Source organism: Citrobacter youngae (assembly GCF_003818115.1).
In the GTDB taxonomy this organism is placed as follows: domain Bacteria; phylum Pseudomonadota; class Gammaproteobacteria; order Enterobacterales; family Enterobacteriaceae; genus Citrobacter; species Citrobacter youngae.
Genome location: NZ_RPOI01000016.1, coordinates 56144 through 78488, shown reverse-complemented (window position 1 = coordinate 78488; position 22345 = coordinate 56144). Strand labels below are relative to the sequence as shown.

The window sequence follows — 22345 nt, the reverse complement described above, 5'->3', positions numbered from 1 at the left end:
CCAGAGTTAACCGAGGGTTTATGCGTACTGTTCTGAATATTTTAAATTTTGTGCTTGGGGGATTCGCCACCACCTTAGCCTGGTTACTGGCGACGTTAGTCAGTATCGTGCTTATCTTCACACTACCCTTGACCCGCTCCTGCTGGGAAATCACACGCTTGTCGCTGTTCCCCTACGGTAATGAGGCGATTCACGTTGATGAACTCAACCCGGCGGGTAAAAACGTGCTTCTGAATACCGGCGGTACGCTGCTCAACATTTTCTGGCTGATTTTCTTCGGCTGGTGGCTGTGCCTGATGCATATTGTTTCCGGTATTGCCCAGTGCATTACGATTATTGGTATTCCGGTTGGTATTGCGAACTTTAAAATCGCCGCAATTGCACTCTGGCCCGTTGGTCGTCGCGTGGTTTCAGTCGAAGTTGCCCGTGCCGCACGCGAAGCCAACGCGCGTCGTCGCTTTGAATAATCGGAACTGATGGCCTTTATGTTAAGTCCACTGCTTAAACGCTATACCTGGAACAGCACCTGGCTGTACTACGTGCGGATTTTTATCGCGCTCTGCGGCACTACGGCGCTGCCGTGGTGGCTGGGTGACGTCAAACTGACCATCCCGCTCACGCTGGGCATGGTTGCTGCCGCGCTGACCGATCTGGACGATCGGCTCGCGGGTCGTCTGCGTAATTTGATCATTACGCTGATCTGCTTTTTCATTGCTTCGGCTTCCGTCGAATTGCTCTTCCCTTGGCCGTGGCTTTTCGCAATTGGATTAACGCTTTCCACCAGCGGCTTTATTTTGCTGGGGGGCTTAGGTCAGCGTTATGCGACCATCGCCTTTGGTGCATTACTGATCGCCATTTACACCATGCTGGGAACATCACTGTACGACCAGTGGTATCAGCAACCGATCCTGCTGCTTGCAGGCGCCATCTGGTATAACCTTCTGACGCTCATCGGTCACCTTCTGTTCCCGATTCGTCCACTGCAGGACAATCTGGCACGCAGCTACGAACAGTTGGCACACTACCTGGAGCTGAAATCCCGCCTTTTTGATCCCGACATTGAAGATGAAAGTCAGGCCCCCTTGTATGAGTTAGCGCTGGCCAATGGGCAACTGATGGCGACGCTGAACCAAACAAAAGTATCATTACTGACCCGTCTGCGCGGTGACCGCGGACAGCGAGGAACCCGCCGCACACTGCATTACTATTTTGTCGCGCAGGATATTCACGAACGCGCAAGTTCCTCACATATTCAGTACCAGACGCTACGCGACCATTTCCGTCACAGCGATGTGATGTTTCGTTTCCAGCGACTAATGTCGATGCAGGGACAAGCCTGTACGCAACTGTCTCGCTGCATTTTGCTACGCACCCCTTACCAGCACGATCCACACTTTGAGCGAGTCTTTACACATATAGATGCTGCCCTTGAGCGCATGCGTGCAAGCGGTGCCCCTGCAGATCTGCTCAATACGCTGGGATTCTTACTATCGAACCTGCGGGCTATCGATGCGCAACTGGCCACCATTGAGTCTGAACAGGCTCAGGTACTCTCGCGCAATGAGTCAGAAAATCAGCTTGCCGATGACAGTCCGCACGGATTCAGTGATATCTGGCTGCGTCTGAGTCGCAATTTTACGCCAGAGTCGGCGCTGTTTCGCCACGCGGTTCGCATGTCTCTGGTGCTCTGCGTCGGGTACGCCATTATCCAGATAACGGGCATGAACCATGGCTACTGGATCCTGCTGACCAGCCTGTTTGTCTGCCAGCCCAACTACAACGCCACACGACATCGTCTGGCGTTAAGGATTATCGGCACATTAGTCGGGATAGCGATTGGACTGCCCATCCTGTGGTTCGTCCCATCGCTGGAAGGGCAATTAATACTGCTGGTGATCACCGGCGTGCTCTTTTTTGCTTTCCGCAATGTTCAGTACGCACATGCCACAATGTTTATCACGCTGCTGGTATTGCTGTGCTTTAACCTGCTTGGTGAAGGGTTTGAAGTCGCACTGCCGCGCGTCATCGATACGCTGATTGGTTGTGCCATCGCATGGGCAGCCGTCAGTTTCATCTGGCCAGACTGGCGCTTTCGCAACCTGCCACGGGTGATTGAACGGGCGACCGATGCAAACTGTCGTTACCTTGATGCCATTCTCGAACAGTATCATCAGGGGCGAGACAATCGTCTGGCATACCGTATTGCGCGCCGCGATGCGCATAATCGTGATGCGGAGCTGGCATCCGTGGTGTCGAATATGTCGAGTGAACCGGATGTCACTGCCCAAACGCGCGAAACGGCATTCCGCTTGCTGTGCCTCAACCATACCTTTACCAGTTATATCTCAGCACTGGGCGCACACCGTGAACAGTTAACCAACCCGGACGTTCTGGCATTACTGGACGATGCCGTTTGCTATGTTGATGATGCACTTCATCACCAACCCGCTGACGAGCAACGCGTATACCAGGCGCTTGAAGGACTGAAGCAACGGATTCAGCATCTTGAACCACGCCCGGACAGTAAAGAACCACTGGTCGTACAGCAAGTTGGCCTATTGATAGCGCTACTACCAGAAATCAGACGATTACAGCAGCAAATTGCCGCATTGCCGTCTAGTACACCGGTTCAGGCGTAAGAGAACTCACCCACTCCACAAGCTCCTGGCGACGAATCGCCGGGAGCGCCGCCTCATGAATTCCCCCAATTGCGCCTTCAAGGGCATAGAGTATTTTCACCGTCAGCGCGGGATTAACCTGTCGCAGTTTCAACCAGCACATTTTTGCCCCCAACATGCGTAATGTGCTTTCATCTTTTATACCTGCTTCATTCAGCAGGGTTTCCAGATGGAATGTCATGTTCGGCAGTCCACGCAGGCGATGCTGTGCAAAACGACTTTGCTTTTCTTTTAACGCCGCATCCAGTGAATACCGTGATAGCGACACCAGTTGTTGCTGGTTTTGCCACAGCGTATCGTTCACCTGATAATAATTGAGCACCACCGGACGTCCACGTTTTATAAATGTCAGCCAGACAGGGGAATGTTTTACACAGTACTGCGCACTCTGTTCACAGGCCCGAAGATATAACTCGCCACTGGCGACCATGGCGAATACCGTGTCCTCAACCGTCAGGCTATAACCCCCAAACAGCGATCGATAACGAATAGTCCCCAATGACGCCAGATATTCTTGTGATTTATAGATCCTTGCATAAGAAAGTTTTTTCATAAAAATCCTTTTAAATCATAACGTAATAAAATGATTTGCAGTAGCGGATCCGTTAATGACGAAAATAGGCAACTTATTCGCAAGGGGCAAGATGAATTTTGTTTTTCCCGTAACAACAACCAAAAACTGCGAACCTGTTTCAGAAAATAAGGTTGATCTTTGGTGATAGCAGGGTTACTGTATATCCATACAGTAACTCACAGGGCTGGATTGATTATGTACACTTCAGGCTATGCAAATCGTTCTTCGTCGTTCTCTTCCACAGCAAGCAAAATTGCGCGCGTGTCGTCAGAGCACACTACCGCTGGGCTTATCAGTGAAGTGGTCTATCGCGAGGACCAGCCCATGATGACGCAGCTCCTGCTGCTTCCCCTGCTTCAGCAATTAGGTCAGCAGTCGCGCTGGCAGCTGTGGCTGACGCCTCAGCAAAAACTAAGCCGGGAGTGGGTGCAGTCGGCCGGGCTTCCATTGACGAAAGTCATGCAAATTAGCCAACTCTCTCCCTGCAATACGCTGGAATCTATGGTTCGTGCGCTACGCACGGGTAACTACAGCGTCGTAATTGGCTGGCTGACGGAAGAATTAACCGAAGATGAACATGCCGAGCTGGTAAAAGCAGCAGATGAAGGCAATGCGATGGGATTTATCATGCGTCCTGTACGCGCTCAGACACTTGCGGGGAGACAGCATTCCGGGCTAAAAATTCACTCGAATTTGTATCATTAAGTAAAATTAGGATTTATCCTGGAATTTTTTTTCACCCTCAAATTCGGCTTTGAGCTTTAACACCTTTTTTGTGAGAACGCCTGTGTGAAGCGGTTTCCGCAATAGTAGCTGTACAATTAATCATCCACAAATGTTAAATATTGTGTATACAAGCCTTTTTTTTTCATATGCCTGACGGACTTCACACTTGTAAGTTTTCAACTACGTTGTAGACTTTACATCGCCAGGGGTGCTCGGCGTAAGCCGCAGATATCGGTAGAGTAACTATTGAACTGGTCCCCGGGTGAAGGATTTAACCGTGTTATCTCTCTGGAGATATTCATGGCGAATTTTGGATGATAACGAGGCGCATAAAATGAAAAAGACAGCTATCGCAATTGCAGTGGCACTGGCTGGTTTCGCTACCGTGGCGCAGGCCGCTCCGAAAGATAACACCTGGTATACTGGTGCTAAACTGGGTTGGTCCCAGTTCCATGACATCGGCAACAATCAGATCAACAACAACGGACCGACCCACGAAAGCCAACTGGGTGCTGGTGCGTTCGGTGGTTACCAGGTTAACCCGTACGTTGGTTTTGAAATGGGTTACGACTGGTTAGGTCGTATGCCGTACAAAGGCAACACTGAAAATGGCGCATTCAAAGCTCAGGGCGTTCAGCTGACCGCTAAACTGGGTTACCCAATCACTGACGATCTGGACGTTTATACCCGTCTGGGTGGTATGGTTTGGCGTGCAGATGCTAAAAACAACGACGGCTTCAAAGACCACGACACTGGTGTATCCCCAGTATTCGCTGGCGGCGTAGAGTATGCAATTACTCCTGAAATCGCTACCCGTCTGGAATACCAGTGGACCAACAACATCGGTGACGCGAACACCGTTGGTGGTCGTCCAGACAACGGTCTGTTGAGCGTTGGTGTTTCTTACCGTTTCGGCCAGCAGGAAGAAGCAGCTCCGGTAGTTGCTCCGGCTCCGGCTCCGGCTCCAGAAGTACAGACCAAACACTTCACTCTGAAGTCTGACGTTCTGTTCAACTTCAACAAAGCGACTCTGAAACCAGAAGGCCAGCAGGCTCTGGATCAGATGTACAGCCAGCTGAGCAACCTGGATCCGAAAGACGGTTCCGTCGTTGTTCTGGGCTTCACTGACCGCATCGGTTCTGACGCTTACAACCAGGGTCTGTCTGAGAAACGTGCTCAGTCTGTTGTTGATTACCTGATCTCTAAAGGTATTCCTTCTGACAAAATCTCCGCACGTGGTATGGGCGAATCCAACCCGGTTACCGGCAACACCTGTGACAACGTGAAAGCTCGCGCTGCGCTGATCGACTGCCTGGCTCCGGATCGTCGTGTTGAGATCGAAGTTAAAGGCATCAAAGACGTTGTAACTCAGCCTCAGGCTTAAGTTATCGTCTTATAAAAAAACCCCGCCTGGCGGGGTTTTTTTTCACCTACATATCATGCAAAAGCACAGACACGCTCCATATTGACGTTACCCGTACCCTACTCTTTACCCAGTAACGCCTGTAGATCCTGTTTCAATGTCGACATCTTGTTCGCATACTTTTCTTTATGTTCCGCATCTTCAATCAACTGCACAATCGTTTCTGAGAGAGTTTTACCACGTCGCTGCGCAAGCCCGGCTAAACGCTGCCAGACCATAAACTCCAGATCGATCGATTTCTTACGCGTATGCTGATGTTCTGCATTAAAGTGCCGCTTACGCCTCGCCCGGATCGTTTGCTTCATACGATTGAGCAGTGCTGGGTTCATGTATTCTTCAATCCAGGCGTTGACCCGAACCGGTTCATTTTCGAGGGTTAGCAACAAATCAACGGCTTCTTTGGCAGCGCTGGCTTCCACATAGCGGGTAATCAACTCCCCCTCGCGATGCTTCTTCACCAGGTACTTCCATTTCCATCCGCTTTCAAGATTTTCAAGTTGTTGATATTTCATTGCGATCTCAATGTTACCGTGTAACTCTTATCAGAATATCAGCTTTTTCGGCATCTGAAGAAAAGAATATCCAGCCTGTGAACTGTCGCTCGTCATCACATTCGTTTAGCGGCGCTTTCCACGTGTGCAGTGCTGATGGTTACGGTATAATCTCGTTTTTTACAACAGACTAAAAAACATCAACTTTGACCATTACGAAACTTGCATGGCGTGATCTGGTTCCTGATACCGATAGCTATCAGGAAATATTTGCACAGCCGCACGTCACTGACGACACCGACACCTTACTCAGTGATACTCAGCCACGTTTACAATTCGCGCTAGAGCAACTTCTTCAGCACTGGGCTACGTCCTCGTTTATGCTGGTGAAAGCGCCCGAAGAGCTGGAGTATCTCAATCTTATTGCAACGGCTGCACGTACCTTGCATGCGGATGCCGATAAGTTAACCGGGGGGCATTACGATGTATCCGGCCACACTATTCGTTACCGCGCAGCAGAGAAAGCAGACGACAACTTTGCGACGTTAACTCAGGTGGTTAATGCTGACTGGGTTGAGGCCGAACAACTGTTTGGCTGTCTGCGCCAGTTCAATGGCGAAATTACGCTGCAACCGGGACTGGTCCATCAGGCCAACGGCGGTGTGCTGGTTATCTCATTGCGCACACTTCTGGCTCAGCCGTTGTTGTGGATGCGCCTGAAAGCCATTGTCAGCCACGAACGTTTTGACTGGGTGGCCTTTGATGAGTCTCGCCCCCTGCCAGTCTCCGTCCCTTCTATGCCGCTTAAACTGAAAGTGGTGTTGGTCGGCGAACGTGAATCGCTGGCAGACTTCCAGGAAATGGAACCAGAACTGGCAGAACAGGCTATCTACAGCGAATTTGAAGATAACTTGCAGATAGTGGATGCCGAAACCATGACACAGTGGTGTCAGTGGGTAACGCATACTGCCCGCCGCAACAATCTGCCCTATCCCGCTGCCGATGCCTGGCAGGTTCTCATCCGCGAAGCCGTTCGCTATACCGGCGAACAGGATACGCTGCCGCTTAATCCGCTATGGATCACCCGCCAGCTCAAAGAAGTGGCCCCTCTTTGCGACAGTGATACCTGCACTGCGGAGCAATTGAGCCTGATGCTTGCTCAGCGTGAATGGCGAGAAGGATTCCTCTCTGAACGGATGCAGGATGAGATCCTGCAAGAGCAGATCCTCATTGAAACGGAAGGCGAGCGTATTGGACAAATAAACGCCCTGTCGGTGATCGAATTTCCAGGTCATCCCCGCGCATTTGGTGAACCTTCACGTATCAGTTGCGTCGTGCATATTGGCGATGGCGAATTTACCGATATTGAACGTAAAGCCGAGCTGGGCGGAAATATTCATGCCAAGGGTATGATGATTATGCAGGCGTTCCTGATGTCGGAACTCCAGCTTGAACAGCAAATACCGTTCTCTGCCTCTCTGACATTTGAGCAATCATACAGTGAAGTAGACGGTGACAGCGCCTCTATGGCAGAACTGTGTGCGCTAATAAGCGCCCTCGCTGACGTTCCCGTCAATCAAAGCATCGCGATAACCGGTTCTGTCGATCAGTTTGGTCGTGCTCAACCTGTCGGCGGTCTGAATGAGAAAATTGAAGGCTTCTTTGCCATCTGCCAGCAGCGTGAATTAACGGGGACTCAGGGTGTGATTATCCCCGCAGCCAACGTCAGACATCTGAGCCTGCCACCCGCACTGTTGCAGGCTGTTGAAGAAGAAAAATTCACTATCTGGGCAGTAGACGACGTGACCGATGCGCTGCCACTGCTATTAAATTTGGTGTGGGATGGAGAAGGTCAGACGACGCTGATGCAAACTATCCAGGAGCGTATTGCTGCGGCAACGCAACAGGAAGGCCGTCACCGTTTTCCATGGCCGCTACGTTGGCTGAATTGGATTATTCCGAACTGATCGGACTTGTTCAGCGTACACGTGTTAGCTATCCTGCGTGCTTCAATAAAATAAGGCTTACAGAGAACATGGTAGATAAACGCGAATCCTATACAAAAGAAGACCTTCTTGCCTCTGGTCGCGGTGAGCTGTTTGGTGCTAAAGGCCCACAACTGCCTGCACCAAGCATGCTGATGATGGATCGTGTCATCAAGATGACCGAAACCGGCGGCAACTTTGACAAAGGTTATGTGGAAGCTGAACTGGACATCAGCCCGGACCTGTGGTTCTTCGGATGCCATTTTATCGGCGATCCGGTAATGCCAGGTTGCCTGGGTCTGGATGCCATGTGGCAGTTGGTTGGATTCTATCTCGGCTGGTTGGGCGGCGAAGGTAAAGGCCGTGCACTGGGCGTGGGCGAAGTGAAATTCACAGGTCAGGTTCTGCCGACCGCGAAGAAAGTCACTTACCGCATTCACTTCAAACGCATCGTTAACCGCCGCCTGATCATGGGTCTGGCTGATGGTGAAGTGCTGGTTGATGGTCGCCTGATCTACACCGCAAATGATCTGAAAGTGGGTCTGTTCCAGGACACCTCGGCGTTCTAATCGCAGACATCTGTAGGTCTGGCAGTGCGACATGGCCGAATGGCAGCGCACGTTATTTTGCCGGTCTACAAAAGGCGAAACCTCCGCTTAGCGGAGGTTTCTTTTATCTAAAGAGACAGAATCAGGCCATTAAAACCCTATCCCCCATGGCTTCTCGCCAGCCTCCCAGCCAGTATGACCTCTGATTCAGCGTCTGATAGGGACACATTTCTTTTGAGCGTCCGGCAATGCCGGCCTGATATCCACGTTGATGTGCCCGTTCCAGGCGATCTCGTTTTTGTCTCTTCATGCCTCGTTTCCCTCATTTTTAGGTCTGGTGGAAAAGAAAACAGTGATTACTAAGTGTGCAATCACACTAAACGAATACCCCTAAACATCAGACTCGTCAATGCGCAAAATTCACGCCAGTGTCATATTTGTGAGCTAGCTGGTAAATCATTTGTACAAAAATTCTCTGTCAGAACAGCTACCTCAACTGCTAAAAAAAAAAAAAAAAACCGCCTCTGGCGATGAGCCTGAGGCGGCATAATTTACAATTATTTAAGCTTATGGAATGCGTTTCAGCTCCTGGGCGATTGCCGTCGCTTCCTGACTCCAGGCGCTGGCCAGAACTTTCACCATTTCATCGTAGCCATCCTGCGTCTGTACAACTTCGATATGGAACGGACGCTTGATTAATTGCCCCTGGTGATTCAGCAACCATTCACCGCTGACAATCACTTTGCCGTCGTAACGTCCGTGAAAGCCTGTCACCGTCACGTTAAGCGTATCCTGAGTGCTTCCCAACGGCTGAGAAGCGACCACCCAACCAGGAAGTTGCATACTGAGATTTGCGACAAGGGTATTACGCAGCTGCTGATCCAGTGGGCTGGCCCAGAGATTGTTATTTGCTATCACATACTTCACGTCGCTGGTCTGGTACACCACACCATTCCCCGCCAGGTAATCAGGTACTGCAACCTGTTCAACCCACAACAGGCGATTGCCCTGATTAGCTGAACTTTGTCCCCCCCCTTGCGCAATGGGGAGCTGATAATAGCTTTTACTCTCTCCGCCGGAGCTACATGACGTCAGCCAGACCGCCATCATCACCACTAGCCACTTTTTCATTGTTTCGCCCTCTTCGGCTCTGGATCTTTTTTGTCCTTCGCTTCAAACACCAGCGCGTTGCTCTTGTCGTTCAGCGTTTTCAGAACCGGCTGCAGTTCACGCAGTACCTGATCAAGACGCTGCATATCTGCCACCATCTTGTTGTAGGCCGCAGAACCCGGCTGGAAGCCCTGCATGCTGCGATTCAGTTCACGCAACGTATTCTGCATATCCGCAGGAAGCTGCTGCATCGACTGGCTGGACGTGATCTTATTCATGTTATCCAGCGTAGTTTGCAGATGCTTCATCGTGCGCTGGCTTTCCGACAGCGTATTGGTTGCCTGCTCAATCATCGGGTTCAGCGGCAGGCCATTAATCTTATCCAACGCTTCCATCAGACGTTGCTGAATCTGCGCCAGACCGCCACTCACTGTTGGGATAATTTGATAACCATTAAACTCGCGTACCCCTGTAATTGGCGGCTCTTTCGGGTAAAAGTCGAGATCGACATACAGCGCGCCGGTCACCAGGTTCCCCGTCTTCAATGAGCCTCTCAGCCCACGTTTGAGCAACTCAGCAAGATGAGCCCCCACATCGGTGTCTTCACCCAACTGCGCTTTCAGCCGTTCAGGTTCAATACGCACCAGAACAGGAATGCGGTAATCATTGTTAAATACCTGGCGCATATTTGGCGCGAAGAAAGGCACTTTACTTACTGTACCCAGGCGTATACCACGGAATTCCAACGGCGCACCCGGCTGCAGACCACGAATTGAATCCTTGAAGAACATCAGGTAATCAATGTGATCGGTATACAAGGAATCCTGAATACTTTTTTGATCGTCATACAGATTAAAAGAGGAATGCTGTTCAACCGGTTGGCCTTGCTCCAGCCCTTCCGGTACGTCAAAGCTTACCCCACCGCCAAACAGCGTCGTGAGCGAGCCCATTTCTACTCGCATACCTGCCGAAGTGAGATCGACGGCAATACCGCTGTCTTTCCAGAAACGGACATTACTGGTTACCAGTCGATCGTTTGGCGCATTGATGAAAAGCTGGTAGCTGATCGTGCGTTTTTGAGCATCAAACGTGCTGGTCTCAACCGAGCCCACGCGATATCCACGGAACAGCACCGGGTCACCCGGACTCAATTGACCGGCTTTTTTACTGTCCAGGATCACGCGGATCCCTTTCGCATCAGGCGGCGCCAGCGGTGGAGAATCGAGCAATTGGTAATTTTCCAGCTTGCTGCCTTTATTACCGGGTTGCAGCTCAATATATGCCCCGGACAACAGCGTTCCCAGGCCACTGATACCTTCACGCCCCACCTGCGGCTTCACAACCCAAAAAACAGAATCTTTATGCAGCAGCTTTTCCATACCGGAATTAAGACGCGTTTTAATCTCCACATGGGTCAGATCATCCGTCAGGGTTGCGCTCTCAACGATGCCGACGTCCACACTGCGGCTCTTAATCGTCGTTTTGCCCCCTTCAATACCTTCGGCATTGGTCGTAATCAACGTGACTTCCGGCCCCTGATGGCTGTAGTGGTAAAACAGAACCCATGCGCCAATGAGTGCAGTGACGATCGGGAATATCCACACGGGCGACCAGTTTTTTACCTTCTGCACTTTGGCTTCCCCACTTTTAGATTCCATGCTGTCAGGACTCCTCATGGCCTGGTTCTGGTTCACGGTCCCACGACAGACGCGGATCAAATGTCATCGCAGAAAACATTGTCATAATGACGACTAAAGCAAACATCAAAGCACCCATTGCAGGATAAATGTTCATTAACCCTCCCATGCGCACCAGCGCAGAGAGTACCGCAATAACAAAAACGTCGATCATTGACCAGCGACCGACAAATTCCACCACCTCATAAATCAGGTGCATACGTTCGCTGTCACGTTTGCCATGCCCTTTGGCATCCCAACATAGCCAGGCAATGGCGATCATTTTTAAGGTCGGCACCATAATACTGGCGATAAAGATAACTGCAGCCACGGGATAAGAACCTTCGCTCCAGATTAAAACCACGCCCTCAAGAATGGTTGATGGCAGTTTTGACCCCAGCAGATCGGTGATCATAATCGGCAGAATATTGGCAGGAAGATAAAGCATGATCGACGTGAACAGTAGTGCCAGTGTCCATTGCAAACTGTTTTTACGCCGCACATAGCCTTTCGTTTGACAACGCGGACACACCAGCTCATCAGCCGGAAGTATTGCAGTGCAGCAAGAGCAGGAACGCAGTCCCTGTCGAATACCAGGCACGCCAGGTTTTAAGGCCTGCTTTATGACAGGCATTGGCGCAATATCATCCCACAGCCAGCGACGATCGACACACTGGAATGCTCGTAACTGGAGAAGACAAAAGAAGCACCACGGGATGAAACTACTGCCCACACCGATATCGCCATAGGCCATTAGTTTAACAAAGCTCACCAGCACGCCCGCGAGGAAGATTTCGGCCATTCCCCAGCTTTTTAGCTGAAACAAGACGCGCGCTAACCGCACTTTGAACCGCCCCGGCATCTCAACCCGATTTACCAGCAGCAAAATAGTCAGCAGGCAAAAAGCTGGAACCAGTTGCACGAAGAGCAAAAAGAAAGTGCCGAGACTGGCATAGTCCTCCGAAAAGAGAACGCTCGGGATCTCCAGCAACGTGACTTCGCTGCTCACCCCTGCGACGTTCATATTCACAAAGGGAAACAGGTTTGATAAAAGCAGCATGAACAATGCTGCTAACACATAGGCGGTAGGACGCTGCCGGGGCGCGTCCCACTCAACCGTTAACGTAGTGCCACATCGTGGACATGCCGCTTTCTGACCATGCTCAAGGCGAGGAAGCGCCACCAGCATGTCACACTGCGAGCACAAAATATGCTTCGCGGCATGGTGATGTTCGCACATATGTGCTCCTTTAATTATGCGCCATTCTTCAAAGACTCAAGATACTCCCAGCGCTCAAAGGCTTGCTCAAGTTCTTGTTCTGCTTCGTTCAGATTAGCTAACACCTGTTGCGTTTGCTCGTGCGGCTGACTAAAAAACGCGGCGTCAGCAACCTGAGTCTGTAAGGCTTCCAGCTTAGCTTCCAGTTCTTCAAGCAGCGCAGGAAGCTGCTCCAGTTCGCGCTGTAGTTTATAGCTTAGTTTGCTGGTGCCGCGTTTTACAATTTCTGCTTTAGGCGCAACAGTTTCCTCCGTTTTTTTCTCAACGGGTTGTTTAAACGCCACATACTGTGTTTGTTGGCCACGCGCGTCATGATAGCCGCCCACATAACGACCAATTTTGCCGCCACCTTCAAAAATCCAGCACTCGGTAACAGTATTGTCAACAAACTGACGGTCGTGGCTTACCAGCAATACGGTCCCCTGATAACCGTCAATCAACTCTTCGAGCAGTTCCAGCGTTTCGACGTCGAGATCGTTGGTGGGTTCATCGAGAATTAACAGATTGCTGGGTTTCAGGAACAAACGCGCCAACAGCAGGCGATTGCGTTCCCCGCCAGAGAGAGCACGTACTGGCGTCATCGCACGTTTCGGATGGAACAGGAAGTCCTGAAGATAGCCCAGCACATGGCGCGGCTTACCGTTCACCATCACCTCTTGCTTACCTTCAGCAAGGTTATCCATCACGGTTTTATCCGGATCCAGTTCAGCACGGTGCTGGTCGAAATAGGCAACTTCCAGTTTCGTCCCGACGTGGATGCGACCACTGTCGGCCTGTAATTGTCCCAGCATCAGCTTCAGCAGCGTTGTTTTGCCGCAGCCGTTAGGCCCAATTAAGGCAATTTTGTCGCTGCGCTGGACCTGCGCGGAGAAATCTTTCACCAGCTGCTTCCCGTCAACCTGGTAATCAACATTCTCCATTTCGAAAACAATCTTGCCTGAGCGGCTCGCTTCTTCGACCTGCATCTTCGCTGTGCCCATCACTTCACGCCGCTCGCCACGCTCGCGACGCATGGCTTTCAGCGCACGCACGCGACCTTCATTGCGGGTTCGACGCGCTTTGATACCCTGACGGATCCAGACTTCTTCCTGCGCCAACTTGCGATCAAATTCCGCGTTTTGTAACTCTTCTACGCGCAACGCTTCTTCTTTATCCAGCAGATACTGATCGTAGTTCCCCGGATAGGTCACCAGCTTGCCGCGGTCGAGATCGACAATGCGCGTCGCCATATTGCGAATAAATGAACGGTCGTGGGAGATGAAAATGATTGTCCCATTGAAGGTTTTCAGGAACCCTTCCAGCCAGTCGATGGTTTCAATATCCAGGTGGTTCGTCGGTTCATCCAGCAGCAGCACGCGCGGGTTGCTCACTAACGCGCGGCCCAGCGCCGCCTTACGTAGCCAGCCGCCGGAAAGCGATGCCAGCTCCATGTCTGCTTCCAGGCCAAGCTGTTCCAGTACTTCATTAATACGGTTTTCCAGCTGCCACAGATTATGGTGATCCAGCTGTTCCTGAACCTTCGCCAGTTCCTGGAGGTTTTTATCACTCGGATCGGTGATCACCAGATGCGAGATATCATGATAACGCTTGAGGTAAACCGCCTGTTCTGCAATCCCTTCGGCGACGAAATCGTAGACGCTACCCTGCACGTTGCGCGGCGGATCCTGCTGCAGACGCGCCACAACCAGATCCTGCTCATAAATAATACGCCCATCGTCAAGACCCTGCTCACGGTTCAGGATCTTCATCAGCGTCGATTTGCCCGCGCCGTTACGGCCTACCAGACAGACGCGTTCGTTATCCTCGATATGCAATTCTGCATTATCAAGAAGTGGCGAATCGCTGAACGACAGCCATGCGCCATGCATACTGATCAATGACATTTATTTTTCCTTTCAGGCTGCGGTAATCAGCCAGCAGTTGTGGATCTGGCGGTTACGGGCAAAGTCCTGGGAAAGCGTTTTTTGGGTAATTTCTTGTGCTTTCAATCCCAGTTCAGCCAGACCGTCGAGGTCCATACGGAATCCACGTTTGTTGTTGGAGAACATAATCGTGCCGTCTTTACGCAGCAGGCGTTTCAGATCTTTCATCAGCGCCAGATGATCGCGCTGCACATCGAACGAGTCTTCCATACGCTTAGAGTTAGAGAACGTCGGCGGATCAATGAAGATCAGATCAAACTGTTCATTGGCATCACGCAGCCAGCCCAGGCAGTCGGCCTGAATCAAGCGGTGCGCACGTCCGCTTAACCCGTTCAGTCGCAGGTTACGCTCTGCCCATTCCAGATAGGTACGCGACATATCTACCGTTGTGGTGCTGCGCGCACCGCCCAATCCCGCATGTACGCTGGCGCTGCCGGTATAGGAGAACAGGTTAAGGAAGTCTTTCCCTTTGCTCATCTGCCCCAACATGCGGCGTGCAATTCGGTGATCGAGGAACAGGCCGGTATCCAGATAATCGGTCAGGTTTACCCACAGGCGCGCGTTATACTCGCTCACCTCAATGAACTCGCCCTTCTCGTTCATTTTCTGGTATTGGTTCTTCCCTTTCTGGCGCTCACGGGTTTTCAGCACCAGTTTGTTTGGTGCGATTTCCAGTACCGACAGCGTTGCGGCGATAATGTCGAACAGGCGTTGACGTGCTTTCTGCGCATCAACCGTCTTCGGCGGCGCATATTCCTGAACCACGACCCAGTCACCATAGCGGTCCACTGCAACGTTGTATTCCGGCAGGTCAGCGTCATACAGGCGATAGCATTCAATCCCTTCCTGACGTGCCCATTTTTCCAATTTCTTAATATTCTTGCGCAGGCGGTTGGCATAATCTTCCGCCACCGTTGCAGGTTTGCTGTCAGCGGTCGTTTCTGCAACGTGATAGTTCTTCTGTACGCAATCCAGCGGACCATTTTTCGCTTTAAACTGTTTATCCGCACGCAATTGCAGGCTGCTGAGCAGATCCGGCGAGGCGCTGAACAGCGACAAATTCCAGCCGCCAAACTGGTTTTTCATCGTGCGTCCCAGCAGGCTGTGCAGAGCTATCAACGCCGGTTCGCTATCCAGACGTTCGCCGTATGGCGGGTTGCTGATAACCGTACCATACGGTCCTTTAGGCAGCGGGTTGCTCAGTTTAGCGACATCTTTAACTTCAAACGTCATCAGATCGGCAATACCGGCGCGGCGGGCATTACTACGCGCTTTTTCAATTACCCGCGCATCGCTGTCAGATCCATAGAAGTGCGAGGTATAGTCCGCCAACCCTTTGCGCGCACGAACCTGTGCTTCGGCTTTGACTTCTTGCCAGACGACTTCATCGTGCTGCGCCCAACCATTGAAGCCCCAGTAGCCACGGTGCAGGCCCGGCGCGCGATCGGTTGCCCACATCGCCGCTTCAATCAGCAGTGTGCCGGAACCACACATCGGATCGAGTAACGGCGTACCCGGCTGCCAGCCTGAACGCATCACAATGGCGGCCGCCAGCGTCTCTTTGATCGGCGCCTGACCAGCGCGATCGCGATAACCACGCTGATGCAGGCCGTCACCGCTCAGATCGAGGGCGATGCTGGCGGTATCTTTGTTCAACCAGACGTTAATGCGCAGATCGGGTGATTCACGATCTACGTTCGGACGCGGCAGGTTTTTACGGGTAAAGGCATCGACAATCGCATCCTTTACTTTCAGTGCACCGTACTGACTATTACGAATCGTCTCGTTCAGGCCGCTAAAATGCACGGCAAAGGTGGCACCAGGATTAAATATCTCTGTCCAGTCGATTGCCTGAACGCCGAGGTACAGATCAAGATCGCTGTAGACCTTGCATTCTCCCATCGGCAGGATAATGCGCGAGGCCAGGCGGCTCCACATCAGGCTCTGGTAAACAAGCCGCGTGTCGCCCTTAAAATGGACCCCACCCTGAACGACCTGGCACTCCAGCGCGCCGAGGTTTTCCAGTTCAGTTTTTAACAGCTCTTCCAGCCCGCGGGCCGTACTGGCAAACAGAGAATTCATAATGTCACTTTTACTCCAAGAAAATTGCTGCGCATTATAGCTAATATGGGCTGTATGTCATAAAGTTGAAGGCTTATTTTCATTCGAGGGGCTGTACAGTGGTCACGTTAACCCGACTTTTTATCCATCCGGTTAAATCAATGCGCGGCATTGGGCTAACGCACGCCCTGGCAGATATCAGCGGCCTTGCCTTTGATCGCATATTTATGATCACTGAACCTGACGGAACGTTCATCACTGCCCGACAGTTCCCGCAAATGGTCCGCTTTACCCCTTCTCCTTTCCACGATGGACTGCATCTTACGGCGCCAGACGGCAGCAGCGCGTTAGTGCGCTTTGCCGACTTTGCCACCCAGGATGCACCAACAGAAGTGTGGGGAAACCATTTTACCGCGCGAGTAGCACCAGCGGATATCAATCGCTGGATCAGCGGTTTCTTTTCCCGTGATGTGCAGTTGCGTTGGGTTGGCCCGCAACTGACGCGCCGGGTAAAGCGCCACGATGACGTTCCCTTATCCTTCGCCGACGGTTATCCCTACCTGCTGACCAATGAAGCGTCGCTACGCGATCTGCAACAGCGCTGCCCGGCAAGCGTCAAAATGGAACAGTTTCGCCCTAATCTGGTGATTTCAGGCGCTGGCGCCTGGGAAGAAGATACCTGGAAAGTGATTCGCATCGGCGACGTCATTTTTGATGTGGCAAAACCCTGTAGCCGCTGTATTTTCACTACCGTCAGCCCGGAAAAAGGCCAGAAACATCCGTCTGGCGAGCCACTGGCAACGCTGCAAACCTTCCGCACGGCGGCGGACAACGGTGATGTCGATTTCGGCCAGAATCTCATCGCCCGTAATAGCGGCGTAATTCGTGTAGGTGATGAAGTCGAAATACTGGCGACCCGACCCGCCCGGCTGTACAGCGCGGCGGAATCTGATGATACGGCTTTGCAACAACAACCCGATGCAACAGTGATGATTGACTGGCAGGGTCAAACGTTTCGCGGAAATAATCAGCAGGTATTGTTGGAACAGCTGGAAAACCAGGGGATCCGTGTTCCCTACTCGTGTCGTGCGGGAATTTGCGGATGCTGCCGGATTCGGCTGGTAGAAGGCGAAGTCAACCCACTGAAAAAATCAGCGATTGGCGATGACGGAACGATTCTTTGCTGCAGTTGTGTACCCAAGACAGCAATCAGGCTGGAAAGTTAGACCGCCTGCTCAAGGTTGAAACTGTCGACAATTGCCTGTGGTTTCAGTCTGTCATTCATGATTTTAATCGCATCGCCAAGTTGCATGGTGCGACCAGCGATGACCACTCCGGGCTGCGCAAGCAAACACAGTGCGGCATTTTCACCCGGCTCTACCACTAACAGATTTACCTGTTCTTCGGTATCGCTTAAATCCACACAGGCGGCGTCACCCACGGTTGGCGACCAGTTAATACCGTGCGCAACAAAGTGCCAGCTTTTTGGCATTTGCGGTTTAAGATACCGAATAGCCACCAGCGCATTTAGCACCAGTTCCGCTTTTTGTTCTTTAGCTAAATCCAGATAACGGCATTTTTCTTCGAAGGAGAAATAAAGCGCGGCGTCATCAACACAAAAACCAGATGGAGAAAAAGCATCAGGCGTGAGCATTTTACGCGCAAAACGCGAGCGGAATAACATGCCATTGGCTAAATCGAGCATCATACGATCGTGCTCTTCATCATAATACCAGCGCCAGTTATCGTCGGGTTTAATTCGCATCAGTTTCTCTCCTTTCCTTAATCATCGCCATTACGACAGTATCCTTTTGCCGCTTCGTTTATTGCCTTAATAATAAAAGCTCAGAATGTTTAAATAAGCAACAGTAAAGGAATATAAAACAACCAGGGCCAGAAATAAAGCCCTGGTTGTCGGATTAAGGCATAGATCAGATATTGCTGACGATTTCTTTAATCAACGGCGGACCTTTAAAAATAAAGCCCGAATAAATCTGTACGAGGCTTGCGCCGGCAGCCATTTTTTCCCGCGCGGCAATCACCGAGTCGATCCCGCCAACACCAATAATTGGCAACTGCCCTTTTAATTCCTGAGACAACTGGCGAATAATTTCTGTACTTTTTAATTGCAATGGTCGCCCGCTCAGACCACCCATTTGATCGCAATTTTTCATTCCCTGAACGAGCGAACGATCGAGCGTGGTGTTAGTCGCAATTACGCCATCAATATTATGCCGAACTAAACTGTCAGCAACCTGGATCAGTTCTTCCACAGAAAGATCCGGCGCGATCTTTACCGCCACCGGCACATATTTATGGTGGATCGCTTGCAGATCGTTTTGCTTATTTTTAATAGCCGTCAGCAGATCGTCCAGAGCCTCGCCGTATTGCAGCGTACGTAATCCCGGCGTATTCGGTGAAGAGATATTAATCGCAATATAACCCGCATAAGCATAGACTTTTTCCATACAAATCAGATAGTCATCTTTGCCATTCTCTACTGGGGTATCTTTATTCTTGCCAATATTAATCCCCAGAATACCGTCAAAATGCGATTTTTTAACGTTCTCAACCAGGTTATCAACTCCGTGGTTATTAAACCCCATACGGTTGATCAAACCTTCTGCATCGACCAGACGGAACAGACGCGGTTTATCGTTACCCGGCTGAGGACGCGGCGTCACGGTACCTATTTCAATTGCGCCGAATCCCATCGCGCCAAGTGCATCAATGCACTCCCCGTCTTTATCCAGTCCGGCAGCAAGACCGAGCGGGTTTTTAAACGTCAGCCCCATACAGGTAACCGGTTTTGCAGGTACCTTCTGGCGGACAAGCGCTTCAAGCGGCGTGCCGGTAATGCGACGTAACTGCTGGAATGTCAATTCATGAGCGCGCTCTGGATCGAGCTGAAAAAGGGCTTTACGAACGAAGGGGTAGTACATGAACTCTCCTGGATTCCCGGTGTGCAAACCGGGGGCGTATTATGTGCGATCGCGAGCAAAAAGGGAATTGACCTGCGGCAATAAATAGCAATCGTTTTCCTGGCCCCTGCCTTTTTATTCAATTTCCAACTTTTCTATCCCGTATAAATCATTTCGATAAACAAAGCCCCTCTGCCAGACTGCATAAATTGTTATCAATGTTAATTAAAAGCAAACAATTAGTTATAAGGAGAGGTTGAAATTATGCGCGTCATCACTCTGGCGGGGAGCCCTCGCTTTCCTTCTCGCTCCAGTGCGTTACTGGAATATGCCCGAGAAAAACTGCACGGTCAGGATATCGAAATCTTTCACTGGAACCTGCACAATTTTGCCCCGGAAGACCTGATCTATGCTCGTTTCGACAGTCCGGCGCTGAACACATTTATCGAACAATTGCAGGATGCAGACGGGCTGATTGTCGCAACACCAGTCTACAAAGCCGCTTACTCTGGCGCACTGAAAACGCTGCTCGATCTGCTCCCCGAGCGGGCGCTGGAAGGAAAAGTGGTGTTGCCGCTGGCGACCGGCGGCAGCGTGGCGCATTTACTGGCCGTCGATTACGCGCTGAAACCGGTACTGAGTGCGTTAAAAGCCCAGGAGATCCTGCACGGCGTATTTGCCGATGATTCGCAGGTCATCGATTATCAGCATAAACCGCAGTTTACGCCCAACCTGCAGCAGCGCATGGATAGTGCGCTCGACACCTTCTGGCTGGCATTGCATCGTCGCGATATCCAACTCCCTCAACTGAATGCCCTGCGAGGTGCCGCCCATGCTTAATCTGCTCAAACGTCACACGTCGTGGTTCACACTGGCTGGGCTGCTGTCACTGTCAACGCTGGCGCACGCCGCAGAACCTGCGCCCGATGCTCTACGCATTGGTTATCAGAAAGGGAGCGTCAGCATGGTGTTGGCCAAAAGCCATCAATTGTTGGAGAAACGCTACCCGCAAACCAAAATCTCGTGGGTTGAGTTCCCTGCCGGGCCACAAATGCTGGAAGCGCTCAATATCGGCAGTATCGATCTCGGCAGTACGGGTGACATTCCACCCATTTTCGCCCAGGCCGCGGGGGCCGATCTAGTTTACGTGGGCGTTGAGCCCCCCAAACCGAAAGCTGAAGTGATTCTGGTGCCGAAAAATAGCCCGATCCAGAACGTCGCGCAGCTTAAAGGACATAAAGTCGCTTTCCAGAAAGGTTCCAGCGCCCACAATTTACTGCTCCGTGCACTGCAACAGGCTGGGCTGAAATTTACCGATATTCAACCGACTTATCTGACGCCAGCCGATGCGCGAGCGGCCTTCCAGCAAGGAAACGTTGATGCATGGGCTATCTGGGATCCCTACTATTCCGCCGCGTTATTGCAAGGTGATGTACGCGTGCTGAAAGACGGCTCAGACCTCAAGCAAACCGGTTCGTTTTATCTCGCCGCACGTCCTTATGCCGAAAAAAATGGCGCTTTTATTCTTGGCGTACTGAATACCTTTAGCCAGGCCGATGCGTTAACCCTCAGCCAGCGGCAGCAAAGCATTGCCCTGCTGGCTAAAACCATGGGCCTGCCTGAGCCGGTAATTGCCTCTTATCTGGATCACCGCCCGCCAACCACCATTACGCCCGTCAGCGACTCTGTTGCTGCGCTACAGCAACAAACCGCGGATCTGTTTTATGACAACCGTCTGGTGCCGAAAAAAATCGATATTCGCCAGCGTATCTGGCAACCCACTCAGCAGGCAGGAGAAAAATTATGAGTCTGAACATGTTCTGGTTTTTACCCACCCACGGTGACGGTCATTATCTTGGAACGGAAGAAGGTTCGCGCCCGGTCGATCACGGATATCTGCAACAAATTGCGCAAACGGCCGACCGTCTGGGGTTTACCGGCGTGCTGATCCCCACCGGTCGCTCCTGCGAAGATGCCTGGCTGGTCGCCGCCTCGATGATCCCGGTCACCCAGCGGTTAAAATTTTTGGTCGCGCTACGCCCAAGCGTCACCTCGCCGACGGTTGCGGCACGTCAGGCTGCAACGCTCGACAGGCTTTCTAATGGTCGGGCGCTATTTAACCTGGTGACCGGCAGCGATCCGCAGGAGCTGGCAGGCGACGGCGTGTTCCTCGATCACACCGCGCGCTATGAAGCCTCTGGCGAATTTACTCAGGTCTGGCGACGCTTACTGCAAGGTGAAACCGTTGATTTCAACGGCAAACATATTCATGTTCGCGGGGCAAAACTGTTCTTCCCGCCGATCCAGCAGCCACATCCTCCACTCTATTTCGGCGGCTCGTCTGACGTCGCACAAGATCTGGCCGCCGAACAGGTTGATCTCTACCTGACCTGGGGCGAACCGCCCGAACAGGTGAAACAGAAGATTGAACAGGTGCGGGCTAAAGCGGCGGCGCGCGGGCGTAAGATCCGCTTCGGTATTCGTCTGCATGTGATCGTACGGGAGACAACGCGCGAGGCATGGCAGGCAGCGGATCGTCTGATAGCCCATCTGGATGACGACACCATCGCCAAAGCCCAGGCCGCCTTCTCAAGAACGGATTCAGTTGGTCAGCAGCGAATGGCGGCACTGCACAACGGTAAACGCGACAAACTGGAAATTAGCCCGAACCTGTGGGCAGGGGTAGGACTGGTGCGCGGTGGCGCAGGGACCGCACTGGTTGGGGATGGTCCTACGGTCGCAGCGCGTATTAACGAGTATGCCGCGCTGGGAATCGACAGCTTTGTGCTGTCCGGGTATCCGCATCTGGAAGAGGCATACAGGGTTGGTGAGCTGCTGTTCCCGCATCTGGATGTCGCGATACCAGAAATTCCGCAACCGCGGCGCCTGCAACAGCAAGGCGAAGCGGTTGCGAACGAATTCATCCCGCGTAAAGTCGCACAAAGCTAAGG

The 22345-nt window shown here is 51.8% G+C and carries 20 protein-coding genes; 10 read left to right on the top strand and 10 right to left on the bottom strand.

Features of this window, described 5'->3' with window-relative positions:
- Window positions 1-20 precede the first annotated feature (20 nt).
- Both EHN13_RS13405 and yccS read left to right on the top strand, forming a co-directional pair.
- A complete protein-coding gene (locus tag EHN13_RS13405) occupies window positions 21-467 on the top strand; it encodes a YccF domain-containing protein (protein WP_005123514.1) in 447 nt (148 codons plus the stop codon).
- A gap of 18 nt (window positions 468-485) precedes the next feature.
- A complete protein-coding gene (gene yccS / locus EHN13_RS13400) occupies window positions 486-2639 on the top strand; it encodes a YccS family putative transporter (RefSeq protein WP_005123516.1) in 2154 nt (717 codons plus the stop codon).
- On the opposite strand, the gene EHN13_RS13395 is transcribed toward yccS, so the two are convergent.
- Entirely contained in the window at window positions 2617-3231 is a 615-nt protein-coding gene (locus tag EHN13_RS13395) for a TfoX/Sxy family DNA transformation protein (RefSeq protein WP_048212109.1), read from the bottom strand. The two genes, yccS and EHN13_RS13395, sit on opposite strands and share 23 nt — an antisense overlap.
- A gap of 216 nt (window positions 3232-3447) precedes the next feature.
- Here EHN13_RS13395 and sulA point away from each other — a divergent pair, with 216 nt between their 5' ends.
- Together sulA and ompA are read left to right on the top strand one after the other, a co-directional pair.
- The gene (gene sulA / locus EHN13_RS13390) at window positions 3448-3957 is read left to right on the top strand and encodes an SOS-induced cell division inhibitor SulA (RefSeq protein WP_040231828.1); all 510 of its coding nucleotides are present in this window, start codon (window positions 3448-3450) and stop codon (window positions 3955-3957) included.
- A 355-nt stretch (window positions 3958-4312) separates the two neighbouring features.
- Window positions 4313-5362 carry a porin OmpA gene (ompA, locus tag EHN13_RS13385; protein WP_048212110.1) on the top strand — a complete coding sequence of 350 codons (1050 nt, stop codon included), beginning with the start codon at window positions 4313-4315 and terminating at the stop codon, window positions 5360-5362.
- A gap of 98 nt (window positions 5363-5460) precedes the next feature.
- On the opposite strand, the gene matP is transcribed toward ompA, so the two are convergent.
- Window positions 5461-5913 carry a macrodomain Ter protein MatP gene (matP, locus tag EHN13_RS13380; protein WP_005123520.1) on the bottom strand — a complete coding sequence of 151 codons (453 nt, stop codon included), beginning with the start codon at window positions 5911-5913 and terminating at the stop codon, window positions 5461-5463.
- 185 nt (window positions 5914-6098) lie between these two features.
- Here matP and EHN13_RS13375 point away from each other — a divergent pair, with 185 nt between their 5' ends.
- Together EHN13_RS13375 and fabA are read left to right on the top strand one after the other, a co-directional pair.
- Window positions 6099-7859, top strand: coding sequence for an AAA family ATPase (locus EHN13_RS13375; protein ID WP_048212112.1), 1761 nt, complete (start codon window positions 6099-6101; stop codon window positions 7857-7859).
- Between the two features lie 68 nt (window positions 7860-7927).
- On the top strand, window positions 7928-8446 hold the full coding sequence (gene fabA / locus EHN13_RS13370) for a bifunctional 3-hydroxydecanoyl-ACP dehydratase/trans-2-decenoyl-ACP isomerase (RefSeq protein WP_101742843.1): 519 nt from the start codon (window positions 7928-7930) through the stop codon (window positions 8444-8446).
- 121 nt (window positions 8447-8567) lie between these two features.
- Here the strand turns inward: fabA and rmf are convergent, their stop codons facing one another.
- The 6 genes from rmf to rlmKL form a co-directional block, all read right to left on the bottom strand.
- Complete coding sequence (gene rmf / locus EHN13_RS13365) at window positions 8568-8735, bottom strand: ribosome modulation factor (protein WP_003035871.1); 168 nt, start codon at window positions 8733-8735, stop codon at window positions 8568-8570.
- A gap of 257 nt (window positions 8736-8992) precedes the next feature.
- On the bottom strand, window positions 8993-9556 hold the full coding sequence (gene pqiC / locus EHN13_RS13360) for a membrane integrity-associated transporter subunit PqiC (protein WP_124021542.1): 564 nt from the start codon (window positions 9554-9556) through the stop codon (window positions 8993-8995).
- Entirely contained in the window at window positions 9553-11193 is a 1641-nt protein-coding gene (gene pqiB / locus EHN13_RS13355) for an intermembrane transport protein PqiB (protein WP_124021541.1), read from the bottom strand. Before pqiB ends, pqiC begins: the two co-directional genes overlap by 4 nt.
- Before the next feature lie 4 nt (window positions 11194-11197).
- Window positions 11198-12451, bottom strand: coding sequence for a membrane integrity-associated transporter subunit PqiA (gene pqiA, locus EHN13_RS13350; protein ID WP_101742825.1), 1254 nt, complete (start codon window positions 12449-12451; stop codon window positions 11198-11200).
- A gap of 14 nt (window positions 12452-12465) precedes the next feature.
- Window positions 12466-14373: an ABC transporter ATP-binding protein gene (locus EHN13_RS13345; protein WP_101742826.1), complete on the bottom strand. Its 1908-nt coding sequence runs from the start codon at window positions 14371-14373 to the stop codon at window positions 12466-12468.
- 12 nt (window positions 14374-14385) lie between these two features.
- Window positions 14386-16494: a bifunctional 23S rRNA (guanine(2069)-N(7))-methyltransferase RlmK/23S rRNA (guanine(2445)-N(2))-methyltransferase RlmL gene (rlmKL, locus tag EHN13_RS13340; RefSeq protein ID WP_101742827.1), complete on the bottom strand. Its 2109-nt coding sequence runs from the start codon at window positions 16492-16494 to the stop codon at window positions 14386-14388.
- Between the two features lie 98 nt (window positions 16495-16592).
- On the opposite strand from rlmKL, the gene EHN13_RS13335 reads away from it, so the two are divergent.
- Entirely contained in the window at window positions 16593-17699 is a 1107-nt protein-coding gene (locus EHN13_RS13335; protein ID WP_048212118.1) for a YcbX family protein, read from the top strand.
- Here the strand turns inward: EHN13_RS13335 and zapC are convergent.
- Both zapC and pyrD read right to left on the bottom strand, forming a co-directional pair.
- Window positions 17696-18238, bottom strand: a complete 543-nt coding sequence (gene zapC / locus EHN13_RS13330) for a cell division protein ZapC (RefSeq protein WP_061067635.1) — start codon at window positions 18236-18238, stop codon at window positions 17696-17698. The two genes, EHN13_RS13335 and zapC, sit on opposite strands and share 4 nt — an antisense overlap.
- A gap of 166 nt (window positions 18239-18404) precedes the next feature.
- Window positions 18405-19415: a quinone-dependent dihydroorotate dehydrogenase gene (gene pyrD, locus EHN13_RS13325; RefSeq protein ID WP_124021540.1), complete on the bottom strand. Its 1011-nt coding sequence runs from the start codon at window positions 19413-19415 to the stop codon at window positions 18405-18407.
- A gap of 243 nt (window positions 19416-19658) precedes the next feature.
- Here pyrD and ssuE point away from each other — a divergent pair, with 243 nt between their 5' ends.
- The 3 genes from ssuE to ssuD are packed head-to-tail and all read left to right on the top strand — an operon-like array spanning window position 19659 to window position 22343.
- Window positions 19659-20234, top strand: a complete 576-nt coding sequence (ssuE, locus tag EHN13_RS13315; protein ID WP_124021539.1) for an NADPH-dependent FMN reductase — start codon at window positions 19659-19661, stop codon at window positions 20232-20234.
- Entirely contained in the window at window positions 20227-21201 is a 975-nt protein-coding gene (locus tag EHN13_RS13310) for a sulfonate ABC transporter substrate-binding protein (RefSeq protein ID WP_061067632.1), read from the top strand. The genes ssuE and EHN13_RS13310 overlap by 8 nt, the downstream gene beginning before the upstream one ends.
- Window positions 21198-22343, top strand: a complete 1146-nt coding sequence (gene ssuD, locus EHN13_RS13305; protein ID WP_101742831.1) for an FMNH2-dependent alkanesulfonate monooxygenase — start codon at window positions 21198-21200, stop codon at window positions 22341-22343. The genes EHN13_RS13310 and ssuD overlap by 4 nt, the downstream gene beginning before the upstream one ends.
- The last annotated feature ends 2 nt before the right edge of the window (window positions 22344-22345 follow it).